The sequence below is a fragment of the Planococcus sp. APC 3900 genome (assembly GCF_030407735.1).
Taxonomy (GTDB): Bacteria; Bacillota; Bacilli; order Bacillales_A; family Planococcaceae; genus Planococcus; species Planococcus notacanthi.
The window spans coordinates 46202-60306 of record NZ_JASDCT010000002.1 but is presented as its reverse complement, the minus strand read 5'-3'; the positions used below and the strand labels follow the sequence as shown (position 1 = coordinate 60306).

Annotated in this window: 11 protein-coding genes; 2 read left to right on the top strand and 9 right to left on the bottom strand. The window is 47.3% G+C overall.

From position 1 onward, the window contains the following. Nucleotides 1–82: 82 nt before the first annotated feature. Both QMA04_RS04390 and QMA04_RS04385 read left to right on the top strand, forming a co-directional pair. Complete coding sequence (locus QMA04_RS04390) at nt 83–907, top strand: aldo/keto reductase (RefSeq protein ID WP_290184140.1); 825 nt, start codon at nt 83–85, stop codon at nt 905–907. Between the two features lie 128 nt (nt 908–1035). Then, a complete protein-coding gene (locus tag QMA04_RS04385) occupies nt 1036–1437 on the top strand; it encodes a DUF2512 family protein (RefSeq protein WP_191713674.1) in 402 nt (133 codons plus the stop codon). A gap of 47 nt (nt 1438–1484) precedes the next feature. On the opposite strand, the gene QMA04_RS04380 is transcribed toward QMA04_RS04385, so the two are convergent. The 9 genes from QMA04_RS04380 to QMA04_RS04340 all read right to left on the bottom strand — a co-directional run bounded on the left by QMA04_RS04380 (nt 1485) and on the right by QMA04_RS04340 (nt 14104). Beyond that, nucleotides 1485–1994: a DUF6241 domain-containing protein gene (locus tag QMA04_RS04380; protein WP_290184137.1), complete on the bottom strand. Its 510-nt coding sequence runs from the start codon at nt 1992–1994 to the stop codon at nt 1485–1487. Between the two features lie 202 nt (nt 1995–2196). Next, the gene (locus tag QMA04_RS04375) at nt 2197–6348 is read right to left on the bottom strand and encodes a tetratricopeptide repeat protein (protein WP_290184135.1); all 4152 of its coding nucleotides are present in this window, start codon (nt 6346–6348) and stop codon (nt 2197–2199) included. A gap of 222 nt (nt 6349–6570) precedes the next feature. Continuing rightward, entirely contained in the window at nt 6571–7047 is a 477-nt protein-coding gene (locus QMA04_RS04370; RefSeq protein WP_290184133.1) for a VanZ family protein, read from the bottom strand. A 278-nt stretch (nt 7048–7325) separates the two neighbouring features. Further along, entirely contained in the window at nt 7326–8099 is a 774-nt protein-coding gene (nagB, locus tag QMA04_RS04365; RefSeq protein ID WP_290184131.1) for a glucosamine-6-phosphate deaminase, read from the bottom strand. A 45-nt stretch (nt 8100–8144) separates the two neighbouring features. Beyond that, nucleotides 8145–8984, bottom strand: a complete 840-nt coding sequence (locus QMA04_RS04360) for a MurR/RpiR family transcriptional regulator (RefSeq protein WP_203339152.1) — start codon at nt 8982–8984, stop codon at nt 8145–8147. Nucleotides 8985–9000: 16 nt separating this feature from the next. Continuing rightward, entirely contained in the window at nt 9001–9897 is an 897-nt protein-coding gene (locus QMA04_RS04355) for an ROK family protein (protein ID WP_203339151.1), read from the bottom strand. Nucleotides 9898–9980: 83 nt separating this feature from the next. After that, the gene (locus tag QMA04_RS04350) at nt 9981–11684 is read right to left on the bottom strand and encodes an FAD-binding protein (RefSeq protein ID WP_290184127.1); all 1704 of its coding nucleotides are present in this window, start codon (nt 11682–11684) and stop codon (nt 9981–9983) included. Between the two features lie 21 nt (nt 11685–11705). Next, entirely contained in the window at nt 11706–13214 is a 1509-nt protein-coding gene (locus QMA04_RS04345) for a sodium:solute symporter family protein (RefSeq protein WP_290184125.1), read from the bottom strand. 23 nt (nt 13215–13237) lie between these two features. Further along, a complete protein-coding gene (locus tag QMA04_RS04340; RefSeq protein ID WP_290184123.1) occupies nt 13238–14104 on the bottom strand; it encodes an N-acetylneuraminate lyase in 867 nt (288 codons plus the stop codon). Nucleotide 14105 lies beyond the last annotated feature (1 nt).

Sequence of the window (14105 nt, the reverse complement as noted above, 5' to 3'; positions counted from 1 at the left end):
TTCCTTTATAATAATGCTTAGAGTTCCGAAGTACCGGGTAAACATCTACTCTAACCGAATAAACCTAAAGGAGAAATGCATAATGGACTTTATTACATTAAACAATGGGATAAAAATGCCACAGCTGGGCTTTGGCGTTTGGCAAGTTGAAGACGACCAGGCAACCGCAGCTGTTTCAAAAGCGCTGGAGACGGGTTATACGTCAATCGATACGGCAATGATTTACCAGAATGAAAAAGGCGTCGGCAAAGCGTTGAAGGAAACGACTGTGCCGCGTGAAGAGTTGTTCATCACGACAAAAGTTTGGAACAGCGACCAAGGTTACGGCAATACGTTACGTGCATTCGAAGAAAGCCTGGAGCGCCTCGGCCTTGATTACGTCGATTTGTATCTGATCCATTGGCCGACTCCGGAATTCGATAATTATGTGGATACCTATAAAGCGTTGGAGCAGCTGTATAAAGACGGCCGCGTCAAAGCGATCGGTGTCTGCAATTTCGAAATTAAGCACCTCGAGCGTTTGCTTGCGGAATGCGACATTCCGCCGGTCCTGAACCAAGTGGAATGCCATCCGTACCTGGCACAAAACGAATTGAAGGAATTCTGCGCTAAGCATGATATCTTCGTTGAAGCCTGGAGCCCGCTTGACCAAGGCGGCGAAGTGCTGACAGATGAGACCATCCAGAAAATCGCCGAAGCCAAAGGCAAATCGCCGGCTCAGGTTGTTCTTCGCTGGCACCTGCAAAACGGCACAATCGTCATTCCGAAATCCGTGACGCCGTCACGCATCGAAGAGAACTTCAATGTTTTCGACTTCGAGCTGTCGGAAGCGGAAATGAATGAAATCAACGCACTCAACAAAGACCGCCGCAAAGGCGCTCATCCCAATGAAATGAACGTACGTTAATCGTTTGAAAGCCGCCTCTTCAGCCAATGGAGAGGCGGCTTTTCGTGTTATTTTCACATTTCGGCATACTCTGTCCGGAAAACGGGTAAATTCTCCTTAATAGAATTTTTTTTGAGGAGGAGAAGCTGTTGAGGCATTTGCTTGCACTGGCGATTAAATTTGTAATGGTGGCTGCTGTCTTATTGATCGTTCTTACCTTGATTTTTGATGTTTCGTTTGTTGATACGCTGCTGATCAGTTTGGCGCTGACAGCATTGTCCTACGCAATGGGCGATATCATGATTTTTTTGAATGCCGGCAGACCAGAAAATCAGTCAGGGCGCAATACCATCGCAACTTTTGTTGATTTCGTCATGGCGTTCCTGACCATTTGGCTGATCGGTTGGCTGTTGACCGGCCAGAATTTCGAGATGGTGACGCCGGCGCTGGTTGGCGCATTGGTCCTATCAGCCGGCGAGTGGTTCTTCCACCTTTATGTGGACCGCTCGGTGGTGCCTGAGTACAACAATTACAAATCGGCAAGAAGCTGAAGAAAGAGGCTGTCCGCGGACAGCCTCTTCTTCTATGTATAGTATTTTCATCTAAAATGTCTTTCAACAAATTCCTGTTCTTCTTCGGCGCTCATCAGCCCTGTAGCTCTGCCGACTGTCCCTTTATGCCAATCCCAAATGGTGTTGTGGACCGTGACGGCGTTAGAGAAATCGCCTTGCTGCCACTCGGTCAAGGTATCTTCATAAAAAGGACCATGTTTGTACAGATGCTTGTTGGCTTGTACGATCAGCAGCAAGCCATCGATGTTCTCTTGCGTCATTTCGACAGCGCCTTTCTTTTTGCCAGCGCTGATTTTTTGGTGCGTCATCTGGTGGAGAAGAATTTGCAGATCAACCTCTTCCATATCTGGATCGTCTTCGTCGGGTTCGGTGTTTTCAGGCTTGCCGTCTGTTCCTTCGCGTTTTTCGATTTTCTCTGCCACTTTCGTAATTTCTCCGCCGCTCGTGGAATTTTGCGTGAAGAAATAATAACCGGCTCCTGCCAACAACGCCAATACGCCGATTGTCAGACTTATCGTTTTGATCAATGTTTTCATTCTTTTGTCACTCCTCGAACCTCTTATATTTAATATACGACTATATCCCCATTCAAGTATGAAGAACCATAGTACCAAATTCAACTCTTTTCAATAAATTCAGGAAATCGTACGTACACACATTTACCACTTTGCTGCATAAAAATAAACACCTTCTCTAAAATCAAGTGATTTCAGAGAAGGCATTTATTTGTTGAAGAAGTTAAACCCCTACGGCAAAAACGTCTTCCAGTATTTCATCGAACAATTCCTCTTCGATGGCGGTTTCAATAAATTGTTCGCCGCCTTCGGTGTTGAACAACTGGCTCAGCAATTCTTTGGCACGAGTGGGTTGCCCGGCTTTCATGGCAGCACGTGCAAGTTCATAGCCTACCGGCAAGTAAGTGGGTTCATCATCCTGCAGCGCCAACAGCCGTTCTGCGGCAGTTGCGCTGTCGCCCATCGTCGTGTAGATCATCGCCAGCGACAAGCGGATCCATTCATTGACTTGCAGCTCCTCGGGCAGACGGCTTTCGAACCGCTTGGCGTCTTCTGGCCGGTGCTCTGCCAGCAGATGCAATAAACGGACATAGCTTTCGCTGTGGTACGGATTCAAAGCAATCGCCTGCTCGTAATACGACACAGCCTGTGCGATTTCGCCGAGTACAGCCGCCATATCGCCTTGCCACAAGACAATATCAATATCTCCCGGCTGCTCCAAATGAAGTTGTTCCGCCTGTTTGATGGCTTTATTCAATAGCTTTTCGGACTGTTTTCCGTTCGCTTCCTGCAGGGTCGCCTGGAGCAGCGCTTTGGCAGCTCCAAAATGGCCGGTGCGTTTGACGAACGGCGTAAGTTCCTTCGCCGCATCATCCGCCATGCCGCGGTTCATATAGAAGTCGGCGAGATGCAGCACCGGCACTTCGCTGTCCTTGAAATTCTTCATGGCCTCCAGGTAAAGCGAAATGACGTTTGAAAGCATCAGGAAACGCCGTGACTTGTCACGCAGCCTGCGGATAAAATGCTTCGGCGCTTCTTCATCCTCTTCATCGACCCATTCCGCCAATTGATCTGCGCTGTACGTTTGCGCCATCGCCAATTCCTCGCCTTTCAGACGTTTTCTCAACCGTTTGTGCAGGTCGCCGGTTTTGCGCATGTCCATCAGCAAACGAACGTATTCAGCATACAAACCTTCCTCGTCCGGATGCTCGGCAATCAATTCCTCCAGCAAGCCGACTGCCCGCTTGACATCTCCTTGGCGGACGCAAAATTCGATATGCTGGTAATGCGAAGGATAGGCCCCGTTGACTGCTTTCGCCTGTTGGAACAACGATTCTGCTCCCGATAAATCGCCTTTTTTCTCTGCTATATGAGCTTGTGCTGCAAGCAGCCATTCCTCCGGTACTTGCAAGGACACTTTCTTCAATGAATTCTCTACAGCCGCAAGCTGTGTTTCATTGTCGATCAGACCGAACAGCTCACCCAGATCAAGCAGCAGCGGTTCATTTTCCAGCACATGCAAAGCCGCTGTAAACGCTTGTGTTTTATTTTCCAACGCCAAATGCGTCCGCATCAATCCTTCATGAGCTCCTGTGAAGCCGGCTTCCGCTTCCGCACATTTCGTGAAGTGAGCCAGTGCTTCATTCCATTTCCCAGCTTGTTCAGCAAGCAGGCCAAGGCGGTAAAGAGCAAGCGCCAGGCCTTCCAGTTCCGCCGCCTGGCTGTAGAGGATCTGTGCATAACGCTGATGGTCCTCCAGTTCGTAAAGGCTCGCTTCATAGCACAGCAAAAGCGCATCCGCTTTCTTTTCACGCAGGCCTTTGAAGAAATCAAACAAGTGGCTGCGGAACTGCGGTGCGTCGCCGAAATCCGCATACTGCTCGGCCATTTCATGAAGATCCAGCGCAACACGCGCCATGCCGTTTTCCAGCAGATCCAGTGCCAGTGCTTTGCACGCATCGTCCTCTGACTCCTGCCACAGCATCGCCGCAGTCCGGACAAAATAATCGGTATCGCCGTTTTCCGCATAATGCGCGACCCATTTACCCAATTCGGCTATTTTCTGCTGCTTGAGCAGCGCATGGGCAATGTGCGTCACCGTAAACAAATCATTCGGGTCCATTTCAAGCGATTTGCGGTATTCCGCTTCCGCTTCTTGATACTGTTCCTTTTCCATGTCGAGATGGCCCAAATACTGATGCAGCACATCAGCCGTTTCGCAATTGGCGATGCCGGCATGCAGAACGCTTTCCGCTTCCGGCCAGTCCTTTGCAGCCAGGTGGATTTCAGCAATCCGCAAATACGAAAACGGCTCTTTCGGATCAATATCCCGAGCACGCCCGAATGCCTCGATGGCGTTCTCTTCTTCCCCGAGCGCCAACAGGCAACGGCCCATTTCGTAAATGAAATACCCATCTTCCGGCTGCTCGTCGGAAAGTTCACGGAAACGCGCCAACGCTTTCTCATAAGCACCCGATTCGTATTGGATCAGGCTATGCGTAATGCGCGTCGAGATGTCGTTCGGCACCTGGTCAAGTGCGATGCTCGACCATTTGAATGCCTGGTAGGTCTTGCCGACTTCCAAATAACAGCGCGCCAAATGGCTGTACGCCATTGGTTGGTAATTGTCCCACTCAATCGAGCGTTTCAAGAGCGGGATCGCTTTCTGGTGTTCATTGCGGCTCATCAAAATCGCCGCTTTCAAAAACAGCGCGTATGGCGAATTCTTTTCCTTCACCAGCGCAAGGCTTGCCAGCGCTTGTTCCGTCTCATCTTTCTGGTAATGCATATGCGCCGCAAGCAAAGCCACTTCGCCGTCTTCTTTGCCGAGGTCCTGATGGATTTTTTCGAGCCATGTCGAATGAAGAGCTTTCGCTTCTTCTGAGAACAAGGTCACCAAGCCGACCACGGCCGCATAGCGCTCATCGGGATGCGCTTTCAAAAACTCGATCGAACGGTTTTTGTCGCGCCCTTTCGTGTTGTCTCCCCAAATGGTGAATAATTCATTGAAAAAGTCGTGCTGCTTGCTGTCCAATAGCTCCAGCATTTCCAGCTGCTCCGGCGTCAAAAATACCATGCTCAAGGAATCGGTCAGCTTGAACGTATCGGAAACATCCGAGTAGGACAATAAATACGGTCCAAGGTCATTCGGATCCTGGATGATCAGCGCCTGGAGCCGGTCGTCATAACCGATGACCACTTGCACATGCGCATTGTTTTCAATCATCATGCTCAGCAACACAGGAATTCCGGCATCGATCAGCCCTTTATAAACGTCGATTGTCCCTTTGAAATAACGCGCTGTAAACCCAAGCGTCTCCATGTATTCCATGGTCTTTTGCAGATCTGAACCCGTTACGTCAAACACATGCTCAGCGATTTCGTCCTGCCCTTTTTTCATGCCAAACGCTTCCAGCATCAATGCGAGTGATGCCGGCACACAATAATTGAGCTTCTGAATGTTCGGCGTCAATTGAAGCTCCCGGCGCTCGGCTTCCTGCCGGATTTCGCCTTTGCCGTAGACACTTTTCTCCAGCACTTTCGGGTGATCCGCGACCCATGCCTTCAACTCTTCCCAGCGCTCGAGTTTATAGAGAGCTTCGGCAGTCATGTAAATAAAAGACGGACGGTGGACATGGAATGGATTTTCTTCATTGTATGCCGCGATCAAATCCAGTGTTTTTTCATAATGGCCCAGGAAAAACAGCGTGCGGATGATGTCCGCACGGTAAGTCCATGTGCCGGGTTCGATTCGTTCTCCATGTTCCAGAACGTCCAACGACTCTTTTTGGCGGCCGGTCATCGCCAGCACGTCGGCATATTGCAACCTTACATACGAGCTGCGTTCCGTCACATCATCACTTAAGACTTTTTCCAATACCTGTTCCGCTTCAGCCCATTCTCCGCTGTGGATAAAATAAAAGCCTTCCAGGTCCGGCCAGACAAAACCTTTCAGTTCCGCGTAACGATCCAGTTGCGCTTTCGCTTCCGGCAGGCGGTTCAGCTGGGCAAATACCCGAAGCAGCAATTGATGCGCCGACGCCAGCTCTTCCACCGAATCGTTAGCAGACGAAATGCCCTGCAACCTGCCCATCATGCGTTCTTCCGCTTCCAAGCTGCGCCCCGTTTCAAGCAGTCGCGCACAACTCCACGTAAATGTCCGCAGCGTCCCGAAACGCTTATGCGCCTGAGTTGCCAGCAAATGGCTATACGTATATAAATCCGCCTGATCCGTCAAACGCATCAGCCGGTAAAAATCATCTTCTGTCTCGAGTTCTCCTAAAAACGCACGCAATTTCCGGATTGAACGCCCCGCCCATAACTGACGGATCGCCTCCACGGCTTGCTGTGCTGTCTGTATCTCTGTCGCTTTCATTTCTTATTCCCGCCTCTCCCATTGCCCCATGAAAATGTGGTTGATTTATTATATAGTGGAAAATTATAGGATGCAATGCCATTTCAGAGGTCCTAGGAAATAATTTTAAGATGATAATTTTTATTTAAATTAATAAGTTCTTTTACTGACATTCTATCCATAAATAATAAAAATCGCCGCCTCTTCAACCATCGAAGAGGCGGCGACTTTATTGTGTATAAACTAGCGTAATTTCTCATCGGCAAAAGCGCCGGAAATTTTCTGGACGGTTTTCCAAAAGGCTGGAACCGGTCCTCCCTGCGCTTTCACGTAAACACTCAAACGATAGGCAAGGTAAATGCCGCCGATGTCGATCAGCACATCACTCAACCTGCCGCTCCGTTCAAAGAACAACTGCAGCACTTCCGTGAAGAAGGCAAACAAGCTGCACAGAAGAATGGCTTTGGTGTCGTTGGCGATGGTTTTAGCTAAGATCAAGAACAAGATGCCAAAAGACAGGGCATGGCCGACTTTCTGAAACACATAGGTCTTGCTTTCCAAATGGATATCGCTCGTGATGAACAGATCCGAAAAGTTCGGGAACAGGCGAATGTGGAAATCGATTTCCTGAGCGAATAAGAGCGACTGAAAATTGTAGTTGTTGGTGGCCAGCAGGATGCACAAAGCCCACAGCACTACCGGTATGTATTTAGCTTTCAAAACGTTCTTCCCTTCAGGTTTCTTCTATAGTAGTAAGTCCTCTATTTGCATGGTGATTCAAATGGGTTGAGCCTTGATGGAAAATAGACTGGGTTTATCGAATAGCTATATCATTAATTCTTCTAATTTTATAGAGCAACTTGATTCTTTTCATTATAAGACCCACGATGAAAATTGACTAGTATTTTTCTCCTATTCAAAGGGAATTGTTTGCGTGCCTGGCACGCAAACGATTAACCCCCTGCCGTGACGGCAGGGGGTGGGTTCTGTCTATATGTCTATTTCACTTGCAGTTCATGAGCGATGGCGTCTTCACCATATGACTCGAGCACTTTCGACAACGCCAATTCATCGGCGATGACGGTGACTTCAGGGTGCAGTTGGAGAATCGTTGCCGGAAATTCTTCCGACACCGGGCTGTTCATCGCATGATACAAGGCTTCAGCTTTTTCTTTTCCGGATACCAAAAGCAGGATTTTCTTGCTTTCCATGATGGAAGCGATCCCCATACTGATAGCTTGGGTCGGCACTTCGTCAATGCTTGAGAAGAAGCGGGCATTGGCTTCGCGCGTCGATTCGTCCAAATCGACGACATGTGTTCTGCTTAGAAACGATGTTCCCGGTTCATTGAATCCGATATGGCCGTTCAAGCCCAGTCCCAAGACTTGGATGTCGATGTTGCCGGCTTCTTGGATCTTCCACTCGTAGTCTGAACAGTCCTTGTCCAAATCTGCCGATACACCGTTAGGCAAATTGATTTGTCTTTTCGGAATGTTGATATGGTTGAAAAGCTTTTCATTCATATAAAATTGATAGCCATTGGCATCCTCTTCGTCCAAGCCGACATATTCATCCAAATTGAACGTCGTCACACCTTGGAATGACACTGTTCCTTTGCGGTATTCAGTGATCAGTGAGTGGTAAAGCCCTTCAGGCGTAGAGCCTGTTGCCAATCCGAGTACCGGGGATTCGTTTTGTTGAACATGCTCCACGAGCATTGAGCAAGCGATTTCGCTCATTTCTTCATAGTTCTTTGCTTTAATAATTTGCACTTTTCCACCTCTTAATGAAAGCCATATGTAAAGAAATCTTCGTCCCTAATATAGTTTTCCAGCAATATGTTCGGTAATTTCCCGTTTAACACTTTCAGCATCTTTCACATTATTCATTGTCAGACCCGTACAAATCAAATCAATCAAATACAATTGGGCAATCTTCGATACCAGCGAACCGCTGTCGAGCGGACTTTCTTTCGCAGAAGACAACAGAACATGATCAGCATATTTGGTCAATGGCGACTTCACATAATTGGTCAGGGCAATGACTGTAGCCTTTTTTTCTTTCGCTAATTTTACGGCGTCAACGATATCTTTGGTGCTTCCCGTCAAACTGATGGCGATCACCACTGAGTTTTCGTTGAGCGATGAAGCTCTCATGATCTGGAAATGGGAGTCTGTAATGGCATTGACATGCTTGCCGATCCGCATCAAACGATTTTGCATATCCAAGCCGGCAATGCCCGATGAACCGATTCCGAAAATCACCACATCCTGAGAAGCATCGATCGCGTTAATGCATTTCTCCAACGTGCCCAAATCCACAACTTCCGAAGAATCTTCGATGGCCTGGACGATGTTGTAGCGAATTCGATGAACGAACGATTCGTCTTGTGGCGCATGATTGGCTTGAGGCACTTCCTGGGCGAAGAGGAATTTAAAGTCCTGAAAGCCTTTGAACCCCAGCTTGCGGAAAAAGCGCAACACTGTCGCCTCAGCCACTTTGCTGTATTCCGAAAGCTCCGTCAGGGAATGGTAAAGGACTTTGTCCGGGTGCGACAGGATGTAATCATAGATTTTGTGTTCTGATTTGGTGAAAGTATGTTTGTGCTGTTCCATTAAAATAGAAGGTTTTGGTCCTGCCATTGTTTTAGATTCCATCGTGTCCACCTCCTTTTTAATGTGTCAGGAAGCTTTTTGCTGCTCCCAGTAAATTTGATTTGTTGTCATGTTCAGCCATTTTGATCTGCAGCCATTTTTGATGGTTCGGCATGATTTTCTGTTCCAGTGACTGATTAATCGCCTGACGCAAAAATTCGCCTTGTGCGGAAATGCCACCACCGATGACAATCAACTCGGGATTGAATAGATGAACGAGCGACTGAAGGCCGGTCGTCAAGTTATCTATCCATACTTCAAATATGCCAATTGCTTCTCGATCGCCTGATTTGACGCGTTCAAACAGCGCTTTTACAGTCATTTCGTCTCCGAATGTTTCTACCGCTGAACGATGGAGCGCCGAACTTGAAGCGTATTGTTCATAGCAGCCCCGGCTGCCGCACGTACATTCACGACCATGCGGATGCAAAACCATGTGTCCAATTTCACCAGCTGAAAAGCCTGCTCCAGTATACAGCTGTCCGTTCAAAAACAGTGCTCCTCCGATTCCGGTACCGATGGTGACGCAGAGAAAATTGTCTATTCCACGGGCAGCCCCTTTCCAGGATTCGCCGAGTGCTGTGCAATTAACGTCATTTTCCACTGTCACCGGCAAGCCGGTATGGTCAGATATCAACTCGGCCAGTCTGGTTCCAGTATAGCCCGGGAGATTATCGGTCGCAAAGACCACCACTCCCTGCCGTGAATCGATTTGTCCTGCTGAACTGATGGCGATTCCGTCGATTTCAAAATCATTCATGATTCGGCCGCAGAGGCCCACTATTTTGGCCACTAAGCTATTGGCGCCATGGTCTGCATCCGTCGGAACCGAGTCATGGAACAGAAATGCCCCTTCTTCGTCCATGACTGCATATTTGATAAACGTACCGCCAATATCAATTACACCAAGCTGCATTTTGTTTTCCTCTTTTCTGAATGAATAAAAAGAGAAAAACCACGACTAGGCTTTTCTCTTTTCTTGATACTTGAAGTTGCTCTTTACTGATCCAGGAATTCCAGCGATAAGGTCCCTGCAGGGTTTCTTGAAATAAACAAGCGTTTGGAGAATGCTGGATTTTCAGCAGGATAATCCTCTCGGTAATGCGCTCCCCGGCTTTCTTTTCGCTCCAGCATCGCCCGAAGTAACATTTGGGACAATTCCATGAAGTTCTTTGCTTTGATCACCATTTTTCTGGTTTCCTGCTGTTCGAATAAACGGCTGATATCCATTTTGGACTGCATCTCGGCTATCTTCTCCAGTGCAACGAGCAATTGTTTTTCCGAACGGACGACATTTCCAGAATACCACAGTATTTCCCTGATTTTCTCTATGGTCTGGTGGAGTTGCTCTTTGTCAGACTCTGCCGAACTGTTCTCTCCAACGCTGCTGCTATCGCCGTTGTCCAATACAGTTTTTAAGTGGCGCTTGGCATCTTGATCACTGATGGCACAAAGTCTGGCTTTTGCCAGATAACGGCTGCAGTCCGCTGCTGCACGCTTGCCAAAAACCATGCAGGCGCCAGTCGAGTTGCCCCCAAGCCGATTGGCTCCTTCGATATTACAAGACAGCTCACCGATGGCATACAATCCTGGTACCCCCGAGCGCCCGTATGGATCGATGCGGACACCGCCATTGCTGGCATGGGCGAAAGGCGCAATCCGCACCTCATCCTTCAGCATATCGATTCCTTTTGTCTTCAACCAATTTAAGTAGACGGTATAAAACTCTTCTTCATTTTCGTATAGCTCTTTATGGAAAACTAATTTAAAGCCCTTCTCATCTTTGGCAGCGATGATTTCCTTCATCATCGCAATATCCACATATTTGGATTCCAGTGAGTCTGTAAACGGCCCATGGGTACTGCGGATATCCAGACATTCTTTTTTTGCAAGCCCTGCCGGAAGGACTCCATCCAACAGGCTCTCTCCATTATCTTTGACAATATCTCTGCAATACGCCAAAGTGTGTTCGCCGAATAGGGTCTTATAGCGCGGAGATGTAATGCCTGGGATGAATTGGATAAATTCCATATTGACCAGGCTGGCTCCCGCTTCAAGAGCGAGTATATGGCCAGATCCATCGACATCATTCGGATTCAGGTTGTGCTTGTAGATGCTGCCGAACCCGCCCGTAGCAAGCACGGCTGCCTTGCATTCCACCAGCACCACTTGATTGAATTGATCCAGCATCAATGCGCCCGCAATCCGGTTTTCTTTTTTTATCAGTGAAATGACCACTGTCCGCTCCAACACCGCCAAATTTTCATAGCACCCAAAAATTCCGGATACGTTTTCCCTGATTTGGTCCCAATCACTCAGCAAGTAAATATCTCTTGGATGCTCAGCAAAGCAAGCTTTCCGTTCACCTTCGAGCTTTTTGGAAACCACGCCGATATCGCTGTATTCTTTGACGCGATCCTGAATTTCGTCCACGTATACTTCCGCCAAATCCTGGCGGTGCATGCCTCTGCTCGATGCTGCAATATCCGCTAAAAAGACACGCTTATCGGAATTACTACTCGTAACTTGTGTACCCAGCGAAGCTTTCAACGGATAAAAACTTGAACCAGAAGCCAATTTCATTTTTGTTGCCAGCAAGACTTCATGTCCTTGATCGGCTAATTCTTTTGCAACTTTAATTCCTGCCAGCCCGCTGCCGACCACTAATACGTCTGTTTTGATCTTTCGAGAGATTTCCAACATGCTCCCACCTAAATCTAAAGCTTATTTTTCTTTTATCACTTTATTGTAATCGAAGAATGTGACTCCTTCATCGTCGTCTTTTTCTTCTTTTTTGGCGAACAGTAAACTGAAGCCATAGCCGAAGACAATCGAAGCGACCAAGTTAATGATCGAATACGCCCACAATGTGATATCCGTAAAGTAAGAAATGTAGACAGCCAAAATCGTGGTAGCGATAAAACCGAACAAAGCACCGTTTGCATTTGCACGTTTCGTCAAGACACCAAGCGTAAAGGTCCCACCGATAATCCCAAGTGCCAAGCCCATCAATCCATTAAACCAAGAATAAGCAGAACCGACATTGGAGTACGCAAGAATAATCGCAAAGGCGATAGAGAAAATCCCGACAACCGTCGATACTGTACGGGCCATCCGTGTGCTCTTTTCATCACTCATGTCTTTTCTTAATACTTGCTGAATATCAAGCGTCCAGCTTGTCGCCACTGAGTTCAGTCCTGTTGAAAGCGTTGATTGGCCGGCTGCGAATAATCCGGCGATCAATAACCCTGAAACCCCTACAGGCAATTCACTGACGATGAAGTTGGCGAAGATCAAATCCGATTTTCCTGTTGGCATAGCAGCCGTTTGCTGTGAATAGAAAACATACAGAGATGTACCGATCAAGAAGAACAAAGTTGCCGTACCCAATGACAATGCACCGTTCAGGTACGTCATTTTATTCATTTCCTTCAAATCTTTCGTCGTCAAATAGCGCTGCACCATATCCTGGCTGGAAATATACGAAAACGTCGTCGATAATCCCGCGCCCAAAATGATGATTAAAATACTGTTATTGATGAGGTTCGGATCAAATAAAGCGATATCTCCAAAGAATTTCTCATTGCTGGTCCCGACACTGATGACTTCTCCAAGCCCGCCGTTAATGGAGAACAGCAGGATGATTAAGGCGAAGATCCCGCCACCGATCAGGACGATCCCTTGGATAAAATCGGTCCAAAGGACAGATTTCAATCCGCCGAAAGCAGAATAGATGGTCGCAATGACCCCCATAAACAAGATGATGACGATTACATTAATGCCGGTTACAGTAGCTAATGCAATCGCAGGCAAGTACATGATGATCGACATGCGCCCGATTTGGTAAACAATGAAAAGCAGGCTTCCCAAAATCCGCATCCGCTTATCAAATCTTCTTTCCAAGTATTCATAAGCCGTATCCAAATCCAGTTTGCGATAAACCGGCAGGAAAAAATAGATTGCTACAGGCACGGCGATCAATAAGCCAAGTTGAGCAAACCACAACTGCCATGTTCCGGAATACGAGTTTCCGGCAAGTGATAAAAACGATATTGGGCTGAGCAATGTGGCAAACAAACTGACCGAAGTCACCCACCACGGAATCGAGCCGTCCCCTTTAAAGAATTCTTTGCCTTTCATTTCCTTTTTGGCAAAGGCAATTCCCACATATAAAATAAACAAAAGATAAGCAAATAAAATCACATAATCGATAACCGCAAATGTCCCATTCATCTATCCCATACCCCCGTTCGTCATTACAAGTATTTTTTAGCTAGTTCACGTGCTTTAATCGCTCTTTCTTCTGTCAGCTGTTTCATCGGTTTTCTGACAAACCCAGCGTTGACTCCCTGCGTTTTCAGCATTTCCTTAATCGTCTGGTAAAGTCCATTGTTCAAAATCTCTTCAATCAAGTCATTGGTCACTCTCTGGATTTCACGCGCTTCGTCGATTTTCCCGCTCTGTGCCAACGTGAAGATTTGCTTCGCTCTCTTGCCATTGACATTGAACGTGCTGCCGATTGCTCCGTCTACATTCAAGACACTTGCAGACAATAGCATTTCGTCAAATCCAGAATAAATCAGTTTGTCCGGGAATGCATGGCGCAAGCGCTCCAACAAGAAGAAATCCGGTGCCGTGAATTTCACGCCGATGATTTTTTCGTTTTCAAACAGCTCTCCGAATTGTTCCAGGTTCATATTGACCCCTGTCAATGCTGGAATCGAATAAATGATAAGTTGCGTATCGACGCCTTCGAGGATTGTATTGTAATAGTCTTTAATTTCCTCAAAGTCGAATTTGTAATAGAACGGAGTTACCGCAGAAATGGCATCGTATCCAAGGTCGGTGACAAATTTGGCTAAATCGGATGCCTCTTCAATATTCAAAGAGCCGACTTGCGCAATCAGTTTCACTTGATCGCCGACTTCATCTTTGACGATTTCAAAGATCTGCTTTTTCTGTTCCGTCGAGATGAGGAAGTTTTCCCCGGTACTGCCGTTGACGTACAGGCCATCCACTTCAGAAACCTCGATATTGTAGCGCACGATTTCTCTTAATCCTTTTTCGTTCACGTTTCCTTGTTCATCGAATGAACACATCAATGCTGTATATAAACCTTTCATC